General features: G+C 60.9%; 21 protein-coding genes and 1 other RNA gene. 9 read left to right on the forward strand and 13 right to left on the reverse strand.

The window, feature by feature from the left end; all coding sequences use genetic code 11:
• Position 1: 1 nt before the first annotated feature.
• From AO692_RS30750 to ssrS, 4 genes are all read right to left on the reverse strand, one after another.
• Positions 2 to 766, reverse strand: coding sequence for a TerC family protein (locus tag AO692_RS30750; RefSeq protein ID WP_054313815.1), 765 nt, complete (start codon positions 764 to 766; stop codon positions 2 to 4).
• 84 nt (positions 767 to 850) lie between these two features.
• Positions 851 to 1,675, reverse strand: a complete 825-nt coding sequence (locus tag AO692_RS30755; RefSeq protein WP_054313816.1) for a YmdB family metallophosphoesterase — start codon at positions 1,673 to 1,675, stop codon at positions 851 to 853.
• Between the two features lie 8 nt (positions 1,676 to 1,683).
• Positions 1,684 to 2,265, reverse strand: coding sequence for a 5-formyltetrahydrofolate cyclo-ligase (locus AO692_RS30760; protein ID WP_054313817.1), 582 nt, complete (start codon positions 2,263 to 2,265; stop codon positions 1,684 to 1,686).
• A 113-nt stretch (positions 2,266 to 2,378) separates the two neighbouring features.
• Positions 2,379 to 2,535, reverse strand: a non-coding RNA gene (gene ssrS / locus AO692_RS32590) — 6S RNA.
• A gap of 240 nt (positions 2,536 to 2,775) precedes the next feature.
• Between ssrS and AO692_RS30765 the strand changes: the two genes are divergently transcribed.
• From AO692_RS30765 to AO692_RS30775, 3 genes are all read left to right on the forward strand, one after another.
• Complete coding sequence (locus AO692_RS30765) at positions 2,776 to 3,615, forward strand: MoxR family ATPase (protein ID WP_054313818.1); 840 nt, start codon at positions 2,776 to 2,778, stop codon at positions 3,613 to 3,615.
• Between the two features lie 155 nt (positions 3,616 to 3,770).
• On the forward strand, positions 3,771 to 3,995 hold the full coding sequence (locus AO692_RS30770; protein WP_054313819.1) for a hypothetical protein: 225 nt from the start codon (positions 3,771 to 3,773) through the stop codon (positions 3,993 to 3,995).
• 171 nt (positions 3,996 to 4,166) lie between these two features.
• Complete coding sequence (locus AO692_RS30775) at positions 4,167 to 4,610, forward strand: GNAT family N-acetyltransferase (RefSeq protein ID WP_054313820.1); 444 nt, start codon at positions 4,167 to 4,169, stop codon at positions 4,608 to 4,610.
• A 41-nt stretch (positions 4,611 to 4,651) separates the two neighbouring features.
• On the opposite strand, the gene AO692_RS30780 is transcribed toward AO692_RS30775, so the two are convergent.
• Positions 4,652 to 5,701 carry a GH25 family lysozyme gene (locus AO692_RS30780; protein ID WP_054313821.1) on the reverse strand — a complete coding sequence of 350 codons (1,050 nt, stop codon included), beginning with the start codon at positions 5,699 to 5,701 and terminating at the stop codon, positions 4,652 to 4,654.
• A 179-nt stretch (positions 5,702 to 5,880) separates the two neighbouring features.
• Here AO692_RS30780 and AO692_RS30785 point away from each other — a divergent pair, with 179 nt between their 5' ends.
• Complete coding sequence (locus AO692_RS30785; protein WP_054313822.1) at positions 5,881 to 7,071, forward strand: VWA domain-containing protein; 1,191 nt, start codon at positions 5,881 to 5,883, stop codon at positions 7,069 to 7,071.
• A gap of 92 nt (positions 7,072 to 7,163) precedes the next feature.
• Here AO692_RS30785 and AO692_RS30790 read toward each other — a convergent pair whose 3' ends face one another.
• The 6 genes from AO692_RS30790 to AO692_RS30815 all read right to left on the reverse strand — a co-directional run bounded on the left by AO692_RS30790 (position 7,164) and on the right by AO692_RS30815 (position 15,321).
• A complete protein-coding gene (locus tag AO692_RS30790) occupies positions 7,164 to 7,748 on the reverse strand; it encodes a CarD family transcriptional regulator (protein WP_054313823.1) in 585 nt (194 codons plus the stop codon).
• Between the two features lie 364 nt (positions 7,749 to 8,112).
• Positions 8,113 to 8,451, reverse strand: coding sequence for a ferredoxin FdxA (gene fdxA, locus AO692_RS30795; RefSeq protein ID WP_054313824.1), 339 nt, complete (start codon positions 8,449 to 8,451; stop codon positions 8,113 to 8,115).
• A gap of 234 nt (positions 8,452 to 8,685) precedes the next feature.
• Complete coding sequence (locus AO692_RS30800; protein WP_054313825.1) at positions 8,686 to 9,072, reverse strand: RNA-binding S4 domain-containing protein; 387 nt, start codon at positions 9,070 to 9,072, stop codon at positions 8,686 to 8,688.
• 46 nt (positions 9,073 to 9,118) lie between these two features.
• Complete coding sequence (locus AO692_RS30805; RefSeq protein WP_054313969.1) at positions 9,119 to 12,421, reverse strand: helicase-related protein; 3,303 nt, start codon at positions 12,419 to 12,421, stop codon at positions 9,119 to 9,121.
• Positions 12,422 to 13,159: 738 nt separating this feature from the next.
• Positions 13,160 to 13,885: an acetoacetyl-CoA reductase gene (phbB, locus tag AO692_RS30810; RefSeq protein WP_054313826.1), complete on the reverse strand. Its 726-nt coding sequence runs from the start codon at positions 13,883 to 13,885 to the stop codon at positions 13,160 to 13,162.
• Positions 13,886 to 14,136: 251 nt separating this feature from the next.
• The gene (locus AO692_RS30815) at positions 14,137 to 15,321 is read right to left on the reverse strand and encodes an acetyl-CoA C-acetyltransferase (protein ID WP_054313827.1); all 1,185 of its coding nucleotides are present in this window, start codon (positions 15,319 to 15,321) and stop codon (positions 14,137 to 14,139) included.
• Positions 15,322 to 15,622: 301 nt separating this feature from the next.
• Between AO692_RS30815 and phaR the strand changes: the two genes are divergently transcribed.
• Positions 15,623 to 16,231: a polyhydroxyalkanoate synthesis repressor PhaR gene (phaR, locus tag AO692_RS30820; protein ID WP_054313828.1), complete on the forward strand. Its 609-nt coding sequence runs from the start codon at positions 15,623 to 15,625 to the stop codon at positions 16,229 to 16,231.
• Between the two features lie 31 nt (positions 16,232 to 16,262).
• Here the strand turns inward: phaR and AO692_RS30825 are convergent, their stop codons facing one another.
• A complete protein-coding gene (locus AO692_RS30825) occupies positions 16,263 to 17,783 on the reverse strand; it encodes a malonyl-CoA synthase (RefSeq protein ID WP_054313970.1) in 1,521 nt (506 codons plus the stop codon).
• A gap of 151 nt (positions 17,784 to 17,934) precedes the next feature.
• Between AO692_RS30825 and AO692_RS30830 the strand changes: the two genes are divergently transcribed.
• Positions 17,935 to 19,002 (forward strand): dipeptidase, encoded by a 1,068-nt coding sequence (locus AO692_RS30830; RefSeq protein WP_054313829.1) that lies wholly within the window; start codon positions 17,935 to 17,937, stop codon positions 19,000 to 19,002.
• A 10-nt stretch (positions 19,003 to 19,012) separates the two neighbouring features.
• Here AO692_RS30830 and AO692_RS30835 read toward each other — a convergent pair whose 3' ends face one another.
• Positions 19,013 to 19,258, reverse strand: a complete 246-nt coding sequence (locus AO692_RS30835) for a hypothetical protein (RefSeq protein WP_054313830.1) — start codon at positions 19,256 to 19,258, stop codon at positions 19,013 to 19,015.
• Between the two features lie 211 nt (positions 19,259 to 19,469).
• Between AO692_RS30835 and betI the strand changes: the two genes are divergently transcribed.
• From betI to AO692_RS30850, 3 genes are all read left to right on the forward strand, one after another.
• The gene (betI, locus tag AO692_RS30840) at positions 19,470 to 20,162 is read left to right on the forward strand and encodes a transcriptional regulator BetI (RefSeq protein ID WP_054313831.1); all 693 of its coding nucleotides are present in this window, start codon (positions 19,470 to 19,472) and stop codon (positions 20,160 to 20,162) included.
• 104 nt (positions 20,163 to 20,266) lie between these two features.
• On the forward strand, positions 20,267 to 21,319 hold the full coding sequence (locus tag AO692_RS30845) for an extracellular solute-binding protein (protein ID WP_244483570.1): 1,053 nt from the start codon (positions 20,267 to 20,269) through the stop codon (positions 21,317 to 21,319).
• Positions 21,319 to 22,611 carry a flavin monoamine oxidase family protein gene (locus tag AO692_RS30850; protein ID WP_054313833.1) on the forward strand — a complete coding sequence of 431 codons (1,293 nt, stop codon included), beginning with the start codon at positions 21,319 to 21,321 and terminating at the stop codon, positions 22,609 to 22,611. Before AO692_RS30845 ends, AO692_RS30850 begins: the two co-directional genes overlap by 1 nt.
• Positions 22,612 to 22,678: the final 67 nt, after the last annotated feature.

Below are 22,678 nucleotides of genomic sequence, written 5' to 3' on the forward strand. Positions count from 1 at the left end.
CTCAATGCCCGTCGCTTTTCTTCGCCTTCTTGCGCCGCGCCAGCATGTTGAGTGCCTCGACCAGTGCCGAGAAGCCCATCGCTGCGTAGATGTAGCCCTTCGGCACGTGATAGCCCATGCCGTCGGCAATCAGCGTCATGCCGATCATCAGCAGGAAGCCCAGAGCCAGCATCACGATGGTCGGGTTCTTGGCAATGAAATTGGCGAGCGGAGCGGCCGCCAGCAGCATGACCGCGACCGTGACGATCACTGCGATGTACATGATGGCGATCTCGTCGGTCATGCCGACAGCGGTGATGATCGAGTCGATCGAGAACACAAGGTCGAGCAGCAGGATCTGGAAGATGGCGCCGCCGAGGCTGATCTGCAGCGTCTCGCCGATCATCGAATCCTTATGATCCTCGGGATCGACCGTGTGATGGATTTCCTTGGTCGCTTTCCACACCAGGAACAGGCCACCGGCGATCAGGATCAGGTCTCGCCACGAGAAACCATGCCCGAAAGCTGTGAAGACAGGCGCCGTCAGCCCGACAATGATCGAGATCGTGGCCAGCAGCAGCAACCGCATGATCAGCGCCGCGCCGATGCCAAGCCGCCGTGCTCGCGCCCGCTGGGCTTCCGGCAGCTTGTTGGTCAGGATGGAAATGAAGATAAGATTGTCGATGCCAAGAACGATCTCAAGCGCAATCAGGGTCAGCAGTGCTGCCCAGGCGGTTGGATCGTTAACGAAGGCGAAGTGCGGCGCGAGAAACTCGATGATCTGCATGGAGGTCGTCTTCCCCTTGAACGATCTGAAGCAGGCAAACTAGGTTTCGGCGGCAGTTAGGTACGACGGTTCCCGTCTTCAATGTCACAACCAGAAGGATGGGACAGTTTCTTCCAGTCTTGGTCCGCGGCGAAACGGCGCAATACGTTCCGCCAGACCCGTACGGTCGGAAATGTCGACACCGACGCCGCAGATCGTAGCAGGTCCGCTGGCGGCTTCGAAGCGGCCTTTCGGCACTTTCGAGAGGAAACGGTTGAGCGGCTCTTCCTTGTCCATGCCGAGCGACGAATCATAGTCGCCGCACATGCCGGCGTCGGTGAGATAGGCGGTTCCGCCATTGAGGATCTGGTGGTCGGCTGTCGGCTGATGCGTGTGCGTTCCGACCACCAGCGAGGCGCGGCCGTCGACGAAATGCGCGAAGCACATCTTCTCGCTGGTCGCTTCGGCGTGGAAATCGATCACCACGGCATCCGCCTGCTCGCCGAGCGGACAAGCGGCAAGCTCGCGCTCGCCCGCCTGGAACGGGTCGTCGAGCTCGGGATGCATGAACACCCGGCCCATGATGTTTGCAACCAGAACGCGTGCGCCATTGCGTGCGATGTAGACGCCGGAGCCGCGTCCCGGCGTGCCCTTTGGAAAATTGGCCGGCCTGAGAAACCGTTCCTCACGTGGTGCGAAATTGAGGGCGTCGCGCTGGTCCCAGACATGATTGCCGGTGGTCACCACGTCCGCTCCGGCTGAAATGGTGTCGCGGAAAATCTCCTCGGTGATGCCGAATCCGCCGGCTGCGTTCTCGCCATTGACGATGACGAAATCCAGTCTGAAATCGGAGATCAAGCCGGGCAATTGCTCCCACACTGCCGTGCGGCCCGTCTTACCCACCATGTCGCCCAGAAAAAGCAGCCTCATGCAGTCATCTATAGCTGCTGGGTAAACCGCCGCAACCCGCTCTCTGTCAGGATTTCGGGGATGACCACGTCGTGCGGTTCGTCGGGCACTTCGGGCACCTCCTGGCAGTCGAAGGCGATGCCGATCAGGCGCGGTTGCCTGCCGGTGTCCTGCAGCCTGGCGATAGCCCGGTCATAGTAGCCGGCGCCATAGCCGATCCGGTGGCCGCGAGGATCGAAAGCGGCAAGCGGGATCAGCATGATGTCCGGGTCCAGAACTTCGGCTTCCTCGGCGGGGCCATGCGTGCCGTAGCCCATCTCGACCAGCGGCGCGCCACGCACCAGCTCGCGAAAGACGATCGTGGTTTTGTCTAGGATTGCGGGCAGGCACAGACGCGCACCGTGTTCGCGCAGCGCAAACATCATTGGTCGCACATCGACCTCCGAGCGCATTGGCCAGAAACCGGAAACAATCGCCCGCGGCTCGAATGAAACATTGTCACGCGCGGTCTCTGCCATCTCCAGCGAAGCCTCGATGCGCCAGAATGGATCGAGCGCGTCGCGGCGTGCCAGCGCTTCCTTGCGCAGTTGTTTCTTGCGTTCCTTGTGCATGGTGGCGCGCACTCCCGTCAATCGGCGTGGCTATGCCATGGCACGGCACATCGCGCTGTCGCAACGGCGACCTTCGGACAACGTGGCCTCAACAGGTGAGAGAAGGAGGAAAGTGACGATCCACGCAACCGGTGGAGAAGTTGATCCCGGGAACCTACAAAGTAGGTGGGCGCCATATGTCCGAACCCACGGGTCCGGTCAGGGACAGCTCCCTTCGAGATCAATAAGGCCCCGGGGAAATGTCTCTCCTGCCGCGAGACGCAGACCGTCGCCGGCAAATATAGAGTGACACCGACCGGCTTGCCAGTGGGCATCGCTGCATTACCCGTCTTTTAGCCAAGCCATCCCCGTGGCTTGCCCCTGCCGCCTCCCGCATTAGAGCGCCGCGCGTCCATTCGGACGCGTAAAGGACGATCTAACACTTTGATTCTGCGCATCGTACTTTCCGAAAATCGATTCCGATTTTCGGGTCGATGCGTTAGGGTCGCGGCGACGGAACTGGAGTTTTCGATGCGTTTTGAAGGAACATCGGCCTATGTCGCCGACAGGGACCTGATGGTGGCGGTCAACGCCGCGATCGCGCTGGAGCGACCGCTGCTGGTCAAAGGCGAACCAGGAACCGGCAAGACCGAACTGGCCCGCCAAGTGGCCGCCGGCCTTGGCCTCGATCTCATCGAATGGAACGTGAAGTCCACAACCAAGGCGCAGCAAGGCCTTTACGAATATGATGCCGTTTCGCGCCTGCGCGACAGCCAGTTGGGCGATACCCGCTTCAACGACATCCACAACTACATCAAGCGCGGCAAGCTGTGGGACGCCTTCGCGGCAGGCAAGAAGATCGTGCTTCTGATCGATGAGATCGACAAGGCGGACATCGAGTTTCCCAACGACCTGTTGCAGGAACTCGACCGCATGGAATTCTTCGTCTACGAAACCGGCGAGACGATCCGCGCGGCCGTGCGGCCGATCGTCATCATCACCTCCAACAACGAGAAGGAATTGCCGGACGCCTTCCTGCGCCGCTGCTTCTTCCATTACATCCGCTTTCCGGATGTCGACACGTTGCACCGCATCGTCGATGTGCACTATCCCGGTATCAAGCAGAACCTGGTGCGCGCGGCGCTGACCCAGTTCTACGAAATCCGCGAAGTGCCGGGCCTGAAGAAGAAGCCGTCGACCTCCGAGGCACTCGACTGGATTCGCCTGCTGGTTGCCGACGACGTCTCGCCAGAAGATCTGCGCGCCGATCCGAAGAACGCTCTGCCAAAATTGCATGGCGCGCTGCTCAAGAACGAACAGGATGTGCATCTGTTCGAGCGCCTGGCTTTCATGGCCAGACGCCAGGGGTAAAAGCGCGACACCCTCGGGACAACGCAAGGCACAATGAGAGCGCGAATTGGCCCCAAATCAACCCCACTTGGCGCCGAGGGTGAGCTGCCGCACGACGTAAGCACCTGAAGCGGACATGTCATTTCCCGGTGCAGCAACTGGTGGAAGGAAGTTCCATGAACAAGATGATCTTGATTGCCACGCTGGTGATGAGTTCAAGCATTTATGCCGTTGCCGCGGACTTGCCGACCCTCGAACCGGCAAGCGAACGCGCCACAATCCCGACCTACACCATATCGCAACTGCCGAAGTCCGGTCAGACGAGCATTCTTCCCACGCTGACGCCCGCACACCTCATTACGGAATCAGATGAGCCTCGCCTGCCGACGATTCAGCAGTGACGATTTGATGACTTACCCAATCTGGTGAAAAAACGAGGTTGGGTAACGGAGTGATGTCTAGCCCGCAACAGTGGGTCGGCATGCTTAACAACGGAAAGCCGCCTGCTGTGCCATCGCATTGGCACAGCAGGACAGGTACAACGGCCCCCACACCAAAGGGGACCTCGAACCATGACCGTCACCGTCCGCCCGCTTGAACAGTCGGATCACGCCGAATGGCATCGGCTGTGGACCGCCTATCTCAAATTCTACAACACCGTTCTGCCGGAAGAGACCTATCAGCTCACCTGGAAGCGGCTGTTTACGCCGGGCGAATATGAACCGCGCGGCTTCATCGCTCTCGTTGATGGCAAGCCGGTCGGCCTCACCCATTACATGTACCATCGCTCCTGCTGGGCCGAGGCCAACAACTGTTATCTGCAGGACCTGTTCGCCGATCCCGAAATCCGCGGCAAGGGGGTCGGCACCGCCTTGATCGACGCCGTCAGGCAGGCTGCAAAGGCGGTCGGCGTTGTCAACGTCTACTGGATGACGCACGAAACCAACGCCACCGCGCGCAAGCTCTACGACCGCGTGGCGCGCCGTACCGGTTTCATCGAATACGACCTGATGTAATCAAGGACAGTCGGCGGGATCGCTTGTGTCCCGCCGACTCGTCAGCTCGACTTGTCGGCGACCCAATCGTGCCAGTCGTCTTCCGAGCCGTGGAAGGCATTGAGATCGATCTTGCCGGCGACGCCATGCGACAGGCCGGAACCGGAATACTGCCAGAACACCCATTTGCGGCCGGGATAGACCTTCGAAGGGTGCTGTGCCACCGCGCGCAGCCAGAACGGGTAGTTCTGGAACTCGCCCCTCAGATTGTCGCGGTAGAAGTCGGGGGCGGTGTAAATGATCGGACGCTGGCCATAGTGCCGCTCCAGTCTGTCCATGAACACCTGCATCTTCTCCAGCACCCTCTCCCGTGAAGGACGCCGCTTGCAGCTGGATTCGCCGTTCCATTCCACATCGATGACCGGCGGCAACGCACCGGCGACCTTCGGCACGTTGCGGATGAACCAGTCGGCCTGTTCGCCGGCGGTGCGGCACCAGTAGAAGAAATGATAGGCGCCACGCCGCAGGCCCGCCTGGCCAGCTTCGCGCCAGTTCTTCCTGAACATCGGATCGAGATGATCGCCGCCGTCGGTAGCCTTGATATAGGCGAAGTTGGCACCTTGCGTGCGCAGCCTTGCCCAGTCGATGTCGCCCTGCCAGCGCGAGACGTCGACGCCGTGCACGGCAAGCTGCCTCGGCGAAGTGGCGCGGCCGAAATTGATCGGCTTGGCATCACGGAAGCGACGGGCATAGACGTCGCCGCGCACGATCGCCGCCTTGCGGATCGTCGGCTTTTCCGCTGGAGCCAATATCGCCGGCTTCGCTGCGGGCAAGGGCATGGCCGGCATGTTGGGCTGGGACCCCGCGAAAGATTCAACCTCGGGAATGGATGCTTCCGGAACAGGCGCCGCCATCGCCATTTGTGGAGCCGGCGCTTCGCGCAGTTCGGACCTGATATCGGCGGTCGGCACCGGGCTGTTAGGCCGGGCGATCGAACTGGTCGTCTCGGAGGACGGCCCTGGCGACAGGACTTCATCCATGCCGGAGCTGGAAGCGCAGCCGGCGAGCGCCGCGCAGGCAAGCAGAATTGCCGACACCGTGGTGAAACGCATGTGAACCCGTACGCAAAAACAAGAACCGGAGACGGGCACCGATACCAAAACTCCCGCCAAGGGAATTGCTAACGGGAAATTACCAAAAAAGGCTGAATCTTATTTTTACCATGACTGTGGCAAGGCGGCAGTGTCTACCCGCCCTTGCCACTCCGCCCTGGCCGACGCACATTGGCGCCATGTTCATCCCGTTTTTCCTCGAACTGAAGGCCGCCAAGGTTCCCGTCTCGCTTCGGGAATACCTGACTTTGCTCGAAAGCCTGGAAGCTGATCTCGTCAGCTATGACGTTGAGGGTTTCTATTATCTCGCCCGCGCTACTCTGGTGAAGGACGAGCGCCACATCGACCGTTTCGACCAAGTCTTCTCGCATTATTTCAAGGGCGTGGAGGCGGTCTCGGGTGAAGGCGGCGTCGATGTTGCGGCGCTGCCGGAGGAATGGCTGCGCCGGCTGGCCGAAAAGACACTCACTGAAGAGGAAAAGAAGCTGGTCGAAGCGCTGGGCGGCTTCGAAAAGCTGATGGAAACGCTGAGGCAGCGGCTGGAGGAGCAGAAGGGCCGCCACCAGGGTGGTTCGAAATGGATCGGCACGGCCGGCACCTCGCCCTTCGGAGCCTATGGCTATAATCCCGAAGGCGTGCGCATCGGCCAGGCGGAAAGCCGCAACCGCCGCGCCGTCAAAGTCTGGGACAAGCGCGAGTTCAGGAATTTCGACGATTCCATTGAGCTCGGTACGCGCAACATCAAGGTGGCACTGAAGCGCCTGCGCCGCTGGGTGCGCGAGGGCGCAGAGGAGGAACTGGACCTCCCCGGCACCATCCACGCCACAGCCGAGCATGGCTATCTCGATGTGCAGACCCGACCCGAGCGGCGCAATGCCGTGAAGCTTCTGATGTTCTTCGATGTCGGCGGCTCGATGGACGACCACATCAAAGTGGTGGAAGAATTGTTCTCTGCGGCCCGTGCGGAATTCCGCCAGCTGGAATATTTCTACTTCCACAACTGCCTTTATGAAGACGTCTGGAAGGACAACCGCCGCCGCTACACCGAGAAGATCCCGACCTTCGACGTGCTGCATAAATACGGTCACGACTACAAGGTGATCTTTGTCGGCGACGCCTCGATGAGCCCCTATGAAATCGTCTCCCCAGGCGGCGCGGTCGAACACTGGAACAAGGAGGCCGGCGTCTCCTGGCTGCAGCGCGTGCTCAACCAGTGGCCGAACGCGGTCTGGCTCAACCCGACCCGCGAGCAGCACTGGGGCTACACGCATTCCATCGGCATGATCCACGACATCTTCAGCGGCCGCATGTATCCGCTGACATTGAACGGCCTGGAAACCGCGACGAAGCAACTGTCGCGAAAGCACTGAAAGCGCCTTCTCTCTTTAGAAAAAAGGGCGACCACCCAACAAAAAACCCGGCCGAAGCGGCCGGGTTTTCGTAACTCAGAGAAGAAGACCAATCAGGCAGCTTCTTCCTGCTCGGTTTCTTCATTGTCGGCCTTGGCGCCACGCTTGGGGCCTTTGTTGAGGTTGACCTCGATCAGGCGCACTGCTTCGGTTTCCGACATGCGGTTCACCGCAGCGATCTCGCGGGCCATGCGATCGAGTGCCGCTTCATAAAGCTGGCGCTCGGAATAAGACTGCTCTGGCTGGTTCTCAGCGCGGTAGAGATCGCGCACGACTTCCGAGATCGAGATCAGGTCGCCGGAATTGATCTTTGCATCGTATTCCTGGGCGCGGCGCGACCACATGGTGCGCTTCACGCGAGCACGGCCCTGCACGACCTTCAGCGCACGATCGACATAGTCGGTCTCTGAGAGCTTGCGCATACCGATCGACGTTGCCTTGGCGACCGGCACCTTCAGGCGCATCTTGTCCTTCTGGAAATCGATGACGAACAGCTCCAACTTGTGACCCGCCACCTCTTGCTCGTCGATCGAGACAATCTGGCCGACGCCATGCGCCGGGTACACGATGAACTCACCGGTCTTGAAACCGTGACGGGCTGCGGATGCGGACTTCTTCTGCGGGGTTGTCGTTGCCATTACGCCCTGAACTCCTTGTTGTGACGCCGGCAGGCCTCTGCCGACAGAACTGGGGCTGCCGGATCAGGTCCAGCTTGGAATGCCACACAACAAGCGAAATCCTCCGGAAAAAAGCCCGTGCCGGCCAATCGCAAAAAGCGTTCGCCTGGCCCAGAGTGCTCTGGTCCGGAAATTGGAATTCACCTTTCGATGATTAGGGGCGTATGCGCCATAAATCGACGTTGTGTCACCGGCATGTTTTTTCCGTGTAACACAAAAACTCGCAAGAATCAAGATTTTGCTGCATACGCGAAGGACAAGCACTACCCTGCCTGTCAAGACGGTTAGCACAATCCTGCTGTTACAGTTGGCCTGTCTTGAACCGTCAGTCGCCGCCGCCCGGCTCCGCCGAGAAGTACTTTTCGAACTTCTCCGTCTCACCATCGAACTGCTTGGCGTCGGCCGGCGCGTCCTTCTTGGTGGTGATGTTAGGCCATTTCTCGGCGTACTCGGTATTGACCTGCAGCCATTTGTCGAGGCCAGGCTCGGTGTCCGGCTTGATCGCGTCGGCAGGACATTCCGGCTCGCATACACCGCAGTCGATGCACTCGTCCGGATGAATGACGAGCATGTTCTCGCCTTCGTAGAAACAGTCGACCGGACAGACCTCAACGCAGTCCATGTACTTGCATTTGATGCAATTGTCGGTGACGAGGTAGGTCATGGCCTGCTCCGGGAAAGTCCCGTTTTGTCTAGAGCGTTTCCGTCTTTCACGGAAACGCTCTCACTCTTTGACACAATTCCAGACGGAAAACCGCTACGCACTTTTCCTGGAATTGCTATTGTTGCCGGTCAGGTAACGTCTTTGGCCAACGCTTGCAAGACCGGCTCATTCCAAGGAATTGGCCCAGGCGGGTTTTGCATTCTAATGGCTACGCCGCAACGGGCCTTTATGCCCTCAGTCCTCGTCACGCAGGCGATCCGTTTGCCGCCTCTCCTTCTTGGTCGGGCGGCCACTGCCGGTGTCGCGCAGCGGCACGATCGCATCCGGCAGCGTTTCCCGCCTGGTCGTCGGCACCGGCGACATATCCTCGTAGAGCGCGCGCGCTTCTTCAGAAGGGCCGCGCCTGATACCTGGCGCCAGCACTTTCCAGACGAGGATTTGTCCATCGAGCGTGATGGTCAGGACATCTCCGATCTTGACCAGATCGGATGCCTGCGCTGCTTTGTCGCGGTTGATGCGCACCCGCCCGGCAATCGCCAGTTTCGCAGCCAGGGACCGCGATTTCACCGCACGCGCGAAGAACAGCCACTTGTCGATGCGCTGGCGACCTTCGGCGGCCATTGGCTCAATAGCCAATGCGGCGCGCCGAAAGACGCAAGCGGGCCATCTACTTCTTCAACTGGTCGCGCAGTGCGGCCAGCTTGGCAAAAGGCGAGTCTGGATCGAAGCGTGCCGGCCGTTCCTCGCGCGGCTTCCCTTGGAAGGAGGGCTTGCCACCCTTGCCTTCCGGCCTCCGGCCGTCCTGCTTTGCCTTCCAGTCCGGACGGCCGTCGCGGCGGTCCTGACGCTCGCCATGCGGCTTGTCGCCGGGACGGTCCTGCCGGCCGCCTTCGCCGTTGGCGCGCCCCTTGAAGCGATCGCGCGAAAAGCGCTCCCGGTTATTGCCTTGATCGGCGCCTTCGCGATCGGAACGCTGACGATTGTTTTCGCCAGACGCCTGAGCATTGCGGCCGCCACGATGGTGACGATTGTCGCGGCGATGGTCGAAACGTGCCTGCCGCCACAGCAGGATCGGTTTCGGCTCTTCCGCCTCTGCCTTGGCCGCTTCGCCGCTCGATTCAGTACTTTCGCTTGCGACAGCTTCGGCCTGCTCGGTTTCGACGGCAGCCGGCTCGGTCGCCTCGGCATCGCCGGCAGCATCCGCAGCTTCTTCAGTCTCGTCGGTAGTGTCGGCCACTTCAACGGTCTCAGCCGTCTCAGCATCTTCGACACCGGCTTCGACGCTGTCGGCCTCGGCGGTTTCCACGGCGACAGCTTCGACTTCCGACGTTTCGGCGGTCGGCTCGGAAACCGGCTCAGCGTCGGCCACGACAGGCTCGTCGACGGCCTCTGCGGCAGCGGCTTCGACCGTCTGCTCGGTCACCTTTGCAGCGGCATCAGCTGCGGCCTTCGCTTCCGCGACCTCGCGGGCGGCTTGGTCGAGTTGCTCCAGCTTGGCCTTGACGTCCGCCGCCGGCTTCGGCTCGGCACGGTAGCCGAGGCCTTTCAGGATCTCTTCCATGTCGTCGGCTGTGGCGCCGAGGATCGACATCATTGGCGGCGTCACCATGAAGGCTTGACCGTCATAGGCACCATCCGGACGAATGCCTAGGCCAGGCTTCCAATTCGTCGCCGGACGAATGAGGTCGGCCAGTCGCTCCAGGATGTCGACGCGCACTGCGCGGCGACCAAGATTGCGATAGCCGGCCAGCCGGTAGAACGTCTTGTCGTAGGTCGGATCGATCACGATCGAGGTGCGGCCTGAGGCCAGCGCATGAACCACGTCGCCGAAGCCCGGTTTGTCCTTGCCATCGTTCTTCAGCGCCCACAAAAGCGTCACCAGGCCAGCCGGCGCCGGCTTGATCAGCGATGGCACGAAGACATGGTAGGCGCCGAAACGCACGCCGAGACGCCGCAGCGCCGCACGACCTTCCTGGTCGAGGCTGCGCATCTCTTCTGCGATATCGCGCCTGTTGATGAGGCCGAAATGCTCGACAAGCTGGAAAGCGATGCCACGCGCGATGCCCGTCAACTGCTCGGCATTCTTCATGTCGACCAGTGGCTTCAAAAGCAGCTCGACCTGGAAATTGACAAAACGTTCGGCGCGCGCCGCCACTTTGTCACGCGCCGGGCCGGTCAGCTGTTCGTCGGCAAGCAGCACCAGCCGCGGCTTCAGCGTGTCTTCGCCGGCGACCAGCGTGCCGATCGGCGCGCCGATCCAACGCAGCACGCCGTCGGAGCCCAAGGCGATGTCGTTGTTGCCGGATGCTGCGAAGCGCTCGGCACGGGCTTCGAACTCCGAGGCCAGCGCCTTCTGGGCGGCCGAGCGCACGGCCTTGGCGTCTTCTCCGCCGGCGCCCTGGTCTGCCGTGAAGCGGAACCCTTGCAATTCGCCGACATGATGGCCCTCGACGAGGACTGTTCCGGTAGGACTGATTTCGGCTTCAGGCATGGTATTTTCTCTAAGGCGCCGCATGAGGACGGAAGTCCTGCGATCAACGAAGCGTTTCGTCAACCGCTCATGTAACGCGTCCGACAATCTGTCTTCGATTTCCCGTGTCTTTTCTTGCCAGTGTGTCGGATCGGCAAGCCAACCTGGACGATTGGATACAAAAGTCCACGTGCGGATCTGTGCGATGCGATGCGAAAGCGTGTCGATATCGCCCTCGGTCGTGTCGGCGCGACGCACCTGTTCGGCCATGTAGGTTTCGTCGACATGGCCGCGCCTGGCAAGGTCCATATAGATGGAGGCGATGAGGTCAGCGTGCTGGGCGGGTGCGATCTTGCGATAATCCGGCAAGGCACAGGCTTCCCAAAGCAGGGCCACCCGCTCGCGGTTGGTGGCAAGCGTGCGGATTTCGCCATCCTTCGAAAGGAACTCCAGCGCCTGCGCATCGACGGCCGGCAATGCCCGGGTCAATCCTTCCACCGGCGCGTTGGTCTCGATCGAACGCTTCAACGCGTCGAGGTTGGAGAAATCAAAGGTGGCAGTGCGCCATTGCAGAACCTTCACCGGCTCGAAGTCATGGCTTTCGATCTTCTGGACGAGATCGTCGTCGAGTGGATCGACCTGACCGGTAACGCCGAAAGTGCCGTCGCGCAGATGACGGCCGGCGCGGCCGGCGATCTGGCCGAGCTCGGCGGCGGTCAAATTACGATATTGGTAGCCGTCGAACTTCCTGTTCTGGGCGAAGGCGACGTGGTCGACGTCGAGATTCAAACCCATGCCGATGGCGTCGGTCGCAATCAGATAATCGACATCGCCGGATTGATAGAGTGCCACCTGTGCATTGCGGGTGCGGGGCGACAGCGCACCGAGCACGACGGCGGCGCCGCCCTGCTGGCGGCGGATCAGTTCGGCGATCCCATAGACCTCATCTGCCGAGAAGGCGACAATGGCAGAGCGCCGCGGCAAACGGGTGAGCTTCTTGGAACCGGCATAGGCAAGATGCGACAGGCGAGGCCTGGTCACCACCGACACGCCCTTCAGGAGCTTCTGCAGGATGCCCTGCATGGTGGCGGCCCCCAGAAGCAGCGTCTCCTGTCTGCCGCGCAGGTTGAGGATGCGGTCGGTGAAGATATGGCCGCGCTCGAGATCGCCGGCCAACTGCACTTCGTCGATGGCAACGAACGCGGCATCGGTTTCGCGCGGCAGTGCCTCGACGGTATGGACGGAGTATCTTGCGCCGGCGGGTTGGATCTTCTCCTCGCCGGTGACCAGCGCGACCTTGTGGGCGCCGACCTTTTCGCACAACCGGGCGTAGACCTCGCGCGCCAGAAGGCGCAGCGGCAAGCCGATGACGCCGCTCTCATGCGCGATCATTCTTTCGATGGCGAGATGCGTCTTGCCGGTGTTGGTCGGGCCAAGCACGGCCGTGACGTCGCGGCCTGAGAGGATCAGCGGTTCGGTTGGTTTGGGATGGATATTCATCGGCCCGGAAAGAAGACCTTTTCCCGTCATCGGCGCCGCCCTGCCCGGCGACAGCGCACACATAGGCATTCAGGCGCCGGAGCGAAAGGATAATGTTCATGGAAGCGTCGCACGCGGTCACCCCGATCAGCCTTTTGCACCGTCGAATTAACGCTCGGAACGAGTCTGGAACGAATCAGCGACGAATCGCTGACTCTTCACGATTCACGGTTCGTTCACGGCTATATATGGACAAGACATTCCTGAGTCGCACCACATGCTGAATCAGCTAACTGCCTCGGCCACCCCTGCAACGGAACCGCCGTTAACGTTTGCCGGCAATCAACACTCTATTGAGAGCCGGCAAACGACGATCACTTCCCAACCTGCTGAAATCATTGTACTTTCTTAACATAAATTAACCACTTTCACGGCTTGAACGGCGATTTCCGTTAACGATCCGACCAAAGCCGGAACGAATCGGCGATCGCGGAAGTTTCCCGGTTTGTTCACCCCAACATCTTGCGTTGTCCACAGCTTGTCCACCGACGATCCACTGCCTCGCAGAGTGTTTGTTCGTCTCGTATCGATCAGCCGTTAACTTTTGCGTGCCGTATCGGCACAACCAGCCTGAGCGTTGGCGGGCACCCGATATCCGTCAGGCGATCTCTTTCGTCAGGCAGAAGGAGGGCTGCTGCAGCCTTCGCAAAAATAAAAACGGGCCGCGAGCGGCCCGTTTTTGCGGCATGGCAAGATCGCTCACGCGAAATACTGCCCGCCATTGGCCGTGATGGTGGAGCCGGTGATGAAGCCCGCTTCCTCCGAAGCCAGGAATACCACACAGCGCGCGATCTCTTCCGGCTCGCCGAGGCGGCCGACCGGGATCTGCGGGATGATGCGCTCGTTGAGCACCTTTTCATCGATCGCCTTCACCATCTCGGTGGCGATATAGCCGGGGCAGATCACGTTGACTGTGATGCCTGCGCGCGCTCCCTCCTGGGCGAGCGCCTTCGTGAAGCCGATGTCGCCGGCTTTGGAAGCCGAATAGTTGGCCTGGCCGGCCTGGCCCTTCTGCCCGTTGATGGAGGAAATGGTGATGATGCGGCCGAACTTGCGGTCGCGCATGCCGCTCCACAGCGGATGCGACATGTTGAAGACGCCGGACAGGTTGGTGTCGATCACCTCTTTCCATTGCTGCGGCGTCATCTTGTGGAACATTGCATCGCGGGTGATGCCGGCGTTGTTGACCAGCACTGAAACCGGGCCGAGATCGGCTTCCACCTTGCCGACGCCAGCCGCGCAGGCCTCGTAGTCGGCAACCGACCATTTGTAGGTCTTGATCCCCGTTTCCGCCGTGAACTTCGCTGCTGCCTCGTCATTGCCGGCATAGTTCGCGGCAACGCTGTAGCCGGCATTCTTCAAACCGATCGAGATTGCGGCACCGATACCGCGTGACCCACCTGTGACGAGTGCGACTTTACTCATGCGTTTCCCCTTTGCTGCATCTTCGTTGAGCGATCCGTAGTGGCGGATCTTTTGAATCCGACTCTTATGACGAGCCTTGAACCAAACCATGTGACATGGCTTCAGAAGCAATTCCAGGAAAAGTGTGCGGCGGTTTTCCGTCCGGAATTGCGTAAAAACAAAGAGTTAGAGTGTTTACGCGTTTCCGTGAAAAACGGAAACACTCCAGAGACGAAACGGGCGGCACTTTGGCCGCCCGTTCCTGTTTTCAATCAGAGTGCCTCGACACACATCGCGACGCCCATGCCGCCGCCGATGCATAGGGTGGCCAGCCCCTTCTTGGCGCCACGGCGCTTCATCTCATAGACAAGCGTATTGAAGATGCGCGCGCCAGAGGCGCCGATCGGATGGCCGATTGCGATGGCGCCGCCGTTGACGTTGACGATGTCTGGGTTCCAGCCGAGCCCCTTGTTGACCGCGCAGGCCTGCGCGGCAAAGGCCTCGTTGGCCTCGACCAGATCGAGATCGGACACTTTCCAGCCGGCCTTCTCCAGCGCACGCTTGGACGCCGGGATCGGGCCGGTACCCATCACCGACGGATCGACGCCGGCGGTCGCCCAGGAGGCGATACGGACAAGCGGAGTGATGCCGCGGCGTGTGGCTTCGGCCTCCGTCATCAGCAGGGCGCCGCCAGCCCCGTCATTGATGCCGGAAGCGTTGGCGGCGGTCACCGTGCCGTCCTTGTCGAAGGCGGGCTTGAGCTTGGTCATTGCTTCCAGCGTGGCGCCATGGCGGATGTATTCGTCCTGGTCGACGACCGTGTCGCCCTTCCTACCCTTGATGGTGAAGGCCACGATCTCGTCCTTGAACCTGCCCGCCTTCTGCGCGGCCTCGGCCTTGTTCTGCGAGGCGAGGGCGAAAGCATCCTGGTCGTCGCGGGTGATCTGGAACTGCTTGGCGACATTCTCGGCTGTGATGCCCATGTGATAGCCGTTGAAGGCATCCCACAGACCATCCTTGATCATGGTGTCGATCATCTTGTAGTCGCCCATCTTCACGCCGGCGCGCAGATGCTGCGCATGCGTCGAGAGCGACATCGATTCCTGGCCGCCGGCCACGATCACTTTGGCGTCACCGCTGGATATCTGCTGCATGCCGATGGCGATCGCACGCAAGCCGGAGCCGCAAACCTGATTGAGACCCCAGGCCGTCGTCTCGATCGGCAGACCGGCGTTGATCGATGCCTGTCGCGCCGGGTTCTGGCCCTGGGCCGCCGTCAGCACCTGACCGAGGATCACCTCGTCGACTTCCGCAGCTTCGACACCCGCACGCGACAGCAACTCGCGGATCACCACGGCGCCGAGCTCATGCGCGGGCGTTGCCGCGAAGGCTCCGTTGAAGGACCCGACGGCAGTGCGCGCGGCACTTGCGACGACGATGGCGTTGGATGCGGACATGTTCTTCTCCAGACCTCGAATTGAGCGGTTTGCAACCGTTGGTTTGACTTTTCTTGCCGGTTCCAGGCTTCGAGTCAAACTGGAAATCGGTCCCTTTTGCGTCGTCCTTGCCACCGCGCAAGTCATGCCGCGCAGCATATTGCGGCATGCTGCGCAGCATATTGCAGCGCCGAAGAGACGGTTAGAACTTCCGCACTGCACAAACCGCTTGGAATTGTGACGGTTTTGCGCATATCCTCGACAAGGGAGTAATCGTTACCGGCTGCTTACCAGCATGCCGGTATCCGCGGGAGGATGCTGAATGGCGGCGAAAGACGAACCGGTGGTCATCAAGAAATACGCCAACCGCCGGCTCTACAACACAGGTACCAGCACCTATGTGACCCTCGAGGACCTCGCCGAAATGGTGAAGAAGGGCGAGGAGTTCACAGTTCAGGATGCCAAGACCGGTGACGACATCACGCACCCCGTGCTCACCCAGATCATCTTCGAGCTGGAGAACAAGGACGGGCAGAACATGCTGCCGATTCCTTTTCTGCGTCAGCTCATCGCCTTCTATGGCGATCAGATGCAGATGATCGTGCCATCCTTCCTCGAACAGTCGATGATCGCCTTCTCCAAGGAGCAGGAGCGCTTTCGCGACCAGATGAAGTCGGCGCTCGGCAAGACGCCGATGGACATGATGAAAATGCCGACGCCGATGAAGGCGCTGGAAGAACAGACGCGGCGCAACATGGAAATGTTCCAGAACGCCATGCGCATGTTCACGCCGTTTCCAGGCGCAGGATCGGCCTCGCCGAACAGTGCCCCCGAGCCGGCGAAACCCGAACCTTCGGAAAAAGGGGACGATCTGCAGGAACTGAAGGAACAGATCGCCGCCATGCAGCGCAAGCTGGACAAGTTGTCGTAAGCGGCGCCTTCTCTCCCGGCAGGGAAGACCCCTATCCTTTCGCCGTGAAGGTCTCGGCAAAGCGCTGCCGCAAGAGGTTCTTCTGTACCTTGCCCATGGTGTTGCGCGGCAGTTCGTCGATCACGAAGATGCGGCGCGGCTGCTTGAAGCGGGCAAGCTTCGACGCCAGTCCATCAAGCAGGCGGGTCTCATCCAGTATCGCTCCCTTGCGCGCGGTGACGACACCGACCACGCCTTCGCCGAGATCCGGATGGGGCACGCCGATCACCGCCGATTCCTCGACGCCTGGAACCTCGTCGAGCAGCAGCTCTATTTCCTTCGGATAGATGTTGTAGCCGCCGGCGATGATCAGGTCCTTGGCGCGGCCAACGATGGTGACGTAGCCGTCGGCATCCTGCGTGGCGAGGTCGCCGGTGATGAAGTAGCCGTCCGCGCGGAATTCCTGCGCGGTCTTTTCCGGCATGTTCCAGTAACCCTTGAAGACATTGCGGCCCTTCACCTCGATCACGCCGATTTCGCCTGTCGCAACAGGCTTGCCTGTATCGGGTTCCGCAATCCGCACCGAAACACCGGGCAGCGGCTGGCCGACCGTGCCGGCGCGGCGCTCGCCGTCATAAGGGTTCGACGTGTTCATGTTGGTCTCGGTCATGCCGTAGCGCTCGAGGATGCGCATGCCTGTGCGCGCCTCGAAATCCCGGTGCGTTTCGGCCAGCAGCGGCGCACTGCCGGAAACGAACAGGCGCATATGCCGGACCAGGTCCCGCGTCAGCCGGGGGTCGGCGAGCAGCCGCGTGTAAAAGGTCGGCACGCCCATCATCGTGGTCGCGCGCGGCATGTTCGCAACCAGCTCGTCAATGTCGAGGCCGGGCAGGAAGATCATCGATCCGCCGGTGAGCAGGATGACGTTGGTGGCCACGAACAGACCGTGCGTATGGAAGATCGGCAAGGCATGCAGGAGCACGTCTTCCTTGCTGAAATGCCAGGCCTCGACGAGCGCCTCCGCATTCGAGAGCAGGTTGTCATGCGTCAGCATCGCGCCCTTCGAACGCCCGGTCGTGCCGGAGGTGTAGAGAAAAGCGGCAAGATCGTCCGGCCCGCGTTGGGCTGGCGCATAAATCTCAGGCTGGCCGGCGGCGCGCTCGGTCAGCGTGCCCGAGCCGTCGCCGTTGAGGGTAAGCAGCACTGCCCCGGCCTTGTCTGTCACCGGCCGCAGCGCCGAGGCGCTGGCACTGTCGCAGATCAGAAGTTTCGCGCTGGCATCGCTGACGAAATAATCGACCTCGGCAGCGGTATAGGCGCTGTTCAGCGGCAGGAACACCGCCCCCATGCGCATGGCGGCCGCATAGACGGCCAACGCCTCCAGTGATTTCCTTGCCTGCAGCGCCACCCGGTCGCCGGGTTGCACACCGGCGCCGGCCATCGCATGCGCGACGCGCGCGGACAGTTTCAGAAAGGCGGCATAGGAAACCTCGGAGCCATCTTTCAGCACAAGAAAAGTGCCTTCATTGGCTTCGTGTGGCCGAAACAGCGCGTCGTAAAGCGTATTCGTCAAGGGTGGCTCCGGCGGTTCGAAACGTATGCCCTCTTCCAGCATGGCTGGAATGCAGTGACAAGCACAAGCGGCTTGCTGGCATTTGCGCGCATGGGCGACGCGCCGTAAACAGGGTGCCTCGTCTTCCATGTCGACAGCCGAAAGTCCCCAAATGACCGAGACCGATCTGATCCCCGTCTTCGACGGCCACAACGACACGCTGCTCAAGCTTTATCAGTCCAGCGAAGCCGACGTCGAAAAACTGTTCATCGAAGGGTCGCCGGCCAGCTGGCATATCGACCTGCCGCGCGCCAGGAAGGGCGGGCTTGCCGGCGGCATGTTCGCCATCTTCCCGCCGCCACGGGAAGAGCGCAGGGCCAAGGATGATGGCGTGCCGGCCATGCCGTCCGACAACGAACCACTGCCGCCGGAACTGTCGCGCGAGTTCGCCCGGGAAACCACGCTTGGCATGGCATCGGTCCTGCTGAGACTGGAGCGAGCCGGCGCGCTCACCGTTTGCCGCAGCGCCGCCGACATTCGCGTCGCCATGGAAAAGAAGTCGATCGCGGCGGTCTTTCACATCGAAGGCGCCGAGGCGATCGACACCGACCTTGCCATGCTCGACGTGCTTCATGCCGCGGGCCTGCGTTCGCTCGGCATCGTCTGGAGCCGCCCGAACGCATTCGGCCACGGCGTACCCTTCCGCTTCCCGTCCTCGCCGGACACGGGCGACGGCCTCACCGATGCCGGCAAGGCGCTGGTCAAGGCCTGCAACAAACTCAGGATCATGATCGATCTCTCTCATCTCAACGAGAAGGGTTTCCGCGACGTCGCCAAGCTTTCCGATGCACCGCTGGTCGCCACTCACTCCAACGTGCATGCGCTTTGCCCGCATTCACGCAACCTCACCGACTGGCAGCTCGGCGCCATCCGTGACACCGACGGTATGGTTGGCCTGAACTATGCCACCGGTTTCCTGCGTGAGGACGGCCGCATGAATTCCGACACGCCACTGGAAGTCATGGTGCGCCACGTCGACTATCTGGTGAAGGCGCTCGGCGAAGATCGCGTCGGCCTGGGCTCCGACTTTGACGGCGCCATGATCCCGGCCGCGATCGGCGACGCCGCCGGCCTGCCGAAGCTTCTCGAAGCATTGGCCAAACATGGCTATGGCCGCGCCCTTATCGAAAAGATCGCCTATCGCAACTGGCTGCGCGTGTTGGAAAAATCGATCGGATAATCGGTCCTGTCTACTCGCCGCCAACCCGTTTCAGCCATGCCTTGCCGACACCGCGATCGCGGATGATCGGCAAGGGATCTTCCGCGTCCAGCCTGGAGCAGATGCGGTAGACCTCCAGGGTCTCGGCGTTCATCTCGCCACGCTTGTAGAAATACATGGCGGCTGCATAACGCGCGCGGCCCGACCAAAGCTGGCCGAGCGGCATGTTGATCAGCGCCCACTGTTCCGCCGCTTCCGTCTCGTCCTGTTCGGTCATCGTCGGCAGCCCAAGTTAATGACCTGTCAGAGCGGGCCATGGCCCGTCGTGGATCTTGGCACGGTCGTTCCCATCTTGTCCATATTGAATGAATGTTCAGCAAATTATATTGCGTTTTCACACTGACCCGCTAGGCTTTGATGCATCAGACTTTTCGGGCAAAGACTATGCGATAAAAACGATGAGATAGCGTGCCGGAGATGTTTCGCCGATGAAGACAATCGATCTCGAAGACGAGCCCATTGAGGCGGAGCGGCAAAGCAGCCCGGAAAAGCGTGGCCGCAAGGCTTCCAAGGAGGTGCGCCGCCAGCAGCTGATCGAGGCAACGATCGATTCACTTGCGAAGCGCGGCTATTCCGAAACGACGATGGCGGATGTGGCGGATGGCGCGAAACTGTCGCGCGGCATCGTCAACTTCCATTTCGAGAGCAAGGAAAAGCTGCTCGTCGCCACGCTGCAATATATGTACGACGAATATTCGGCACATTGGCGCAATGCCTACGACAAAGCGGGCGTCAACGCAGGCGACCAGTTGAAGGCGCTGGTTACCGCGGATTTCGACCGCGCCGTCTGCAACAAGCGCAAGCTGGCGGCGTGGTGCGCCTTCTGGGGCGAGGCGAAATCGCGCCCCACCTACCAGGCGCTCTCTGGCGCCCGCGATACCGATTATCAGAACCTCCTGTTCGACCTGTGCAGCCGTTTGAAGGCAGAGGCCGGCTACGGATTCGACCCTCACCATCTGGCGCTGGCGCTCAGCGCGCTGTTGGAGGGACTGTGGCTGCGTTTGATGATGGGGTTGGAAGACGTCACCCGCGAAACTGCATTGCAGGCGGCCAACGAATTCCTGCTGACGACATTCCCCAAGCACTACACGAGAGAGGCGAACGGCATTCGGAGACTTTGAGAGCAGAGGAGCGCTTCTCGAGGAACGAAGCGAACGACACAACAGACGGGCACCAGCCCGCGCAACCAAGGGGAACTGAAATGAAGACCAAGATCAGCCATTGGATGACTGCACTGGCCCTGGCGAGCACATTGATGACACCGGCAGCCGCGCATGCTGCCGGAAGCGATCTCATCATCTTCGACTGGGCCGGCTACGAGCTGCCGGAATTCCATCCGAAATACACGGAGAAGTATGGCGATGCTCCGACCTTCTCTTTCTTCGGCGACGAAGATGAGGCATTCGAGAAGATGCGCTCCGGCTTCAAGGCGGATCTTGCACATCCCTGTTCGCAAAGCGTTGTGAAATGGCGCGACGCCGGCCTGCTGCAGCCGCTTGACACATCGAAGATCGCGGCCTGGAAGGACCTCAACCCCGGCATCATGAAGATGAAGAACCTCGCCACCTCCGAAGATGGCACTGCCTGGTTCATGCCGTGGGACTGGGGCAATTCACAGCTCACCTACAATTCCGAAAAGGTGGACGAGAAGGACATCCAGTCGCTGAAATCCCTCGCCGATCCGAAATTCCAGGGCCGTGTCTCCATTCCCGACAATGTCGACGACGCCTATGCATTGGCCTCCCTGGTCATCGGGCTCAAGGACTGGACCCAGATGACCGACGAGCAGTTCAAACAGGCATCGGATTTCCTGCGCCAGGTGCACAAGAATGTCCGTCTCTACTGGACCGACACCACCAACATCGTGCAGGCGCTGACCGGCGGCGAGATCGATCTGGCCTGGGCCTGGAACGATGCCACCGCGCAATCGGTGCTGGCCGGCGCGCCCATCAAAGCCAAGCCCGACGCACAGGAAGGCATATCGACCTGGGTCTGCGGTTATGTCCGCCTGAAGGATGCGCCGGGCAATGCCGACCAGGCTTATGACTATCTCAACGCCATCAATGAGCCCGACGTCGCGAACGTGCTGGTGAAGGATTGGGGCTATGGCCAGGCCAATACCAAAGGGATGGCCGCTGTGGATGCGAAATTGCTGAAGGACAAGGGCTATGACGACGTCGACAAATTCGTCGACAAGACGCTGTTCCAGTCGCCCATTCCGACGGAACTCAAGCAGAAGATGATCGCCGAGTTCGAGAAGATCAAAGCAGGATATTGATGGTTCACGACGTCATCGTTGTCGGCGCGGGTTTTGCTGGCCTTTCAGCGGCGCTTGTCCTGCGCGATGGCGGACTGGACGTGCGGGTGCTGGAAGCGCGCGACCGCGTCGGCGGGCGGGTCGAGGCGCAGACCGATGCCCTTGGTGAACGCTACGACAGCGGCGGCCAGTTCCTGTGCGAAGACATGCCGGAGGTGATGGCGCTGGCGAAGCGCCATGCCAGGACATTGGTGCGAACACCTGTCGACGGCACCTTCACCTTACAGCCGGAAATGTCGGAAGAAGACGGCCAGGCGCTTTGGGACGCCAATGTCGCCATACGCGATCGGATGAATGCAATCGATCCGGCTGATCCGGCTGTTCGAGACCTCAGCGTGTGGGATTGGCTGCAGCGACAACCGGATGATGTCCACGCCAAATCGGCGTTTCGTTCAACGGTCGAAGGCCTGTGGTGTCAGCCGATCGATGCCATTCCGGTCTGGTACCTCATCGACAATGATCGCCGGATCACCAATGAGGTCTCGGAACTGCAGTATTTCCTCGGCGAGACGATGCATGCGCTGGCCGAAGATCTGGCCGCAGCCCTCGGCGACCGCATCCGGCTTTCGACGGCTGTGCGGCAAGTCCGACATGGTGGGAATGGCGTTACCGTGGTGACGGCTGAAGGTTCGTTTCAGGCAAGGCATCTCATCATCGCAGTGCCACCGGTGATGGCAGACCGCATCGTCTTTTCACCGCCGCTGCCGGCGACGCTCGCCAGGGCGCTTGGCGCCTGGCGCAGCGGCACGGTCATCAAGATGCGTATTCGCTACGCCCATGCTTTCTGGCGCGACCGAGGCCGCAACGGCATGGTTTTGTGGCGTGACATCCATGGTCTGTTTGTCTGCGATACCAGCAGGGACGACGCCCATCCGACGCTTGTGGTATTCGCCGGCGGTCCGTTGGCTTTACGGTTCCGCGCGATGGGGGATGCGAGTTTGCGTGCGGAAGTACTCGATCGGCTTGCCGCCGCACTTGGGCCGCAGATACTTGAACCACTCGACTTCGTCATGCGCGACTGGACCGACGACCCGTGGAGCGGCGGCGGCTACAGCGACATCGTCGCCGATCTTTCCGCGTACGACGCTGAGACTGTGCTTCGTGCCGGCGCGCCGCCCATTCATTTCGCCTGCTCCGAGCTCTCGCCTTCATTCCCCGGCTATGTCGAAGGCGCCATCATCAGTGGCCGCGTCATCGCGGAAACGGTTCGGAAAATGTTCGACCAGCCTGTCGGGCCTGGCTCGCGAGTATAATGAGCGACGCCCCTCGTCAGCCAGCGAAAACTGCTCTACCGTCCAACGTGCCGTCTTGCGATCGGGG

Source organism: Mesorhizobium sp. 1M-11 (genome assembly GCF_001303895.1).
GTDB lineage: Bacteria > Pseudomonadota > Alphaproteobacteria > Rhizobiales > Rhizobiaceae > Mesorhizobium.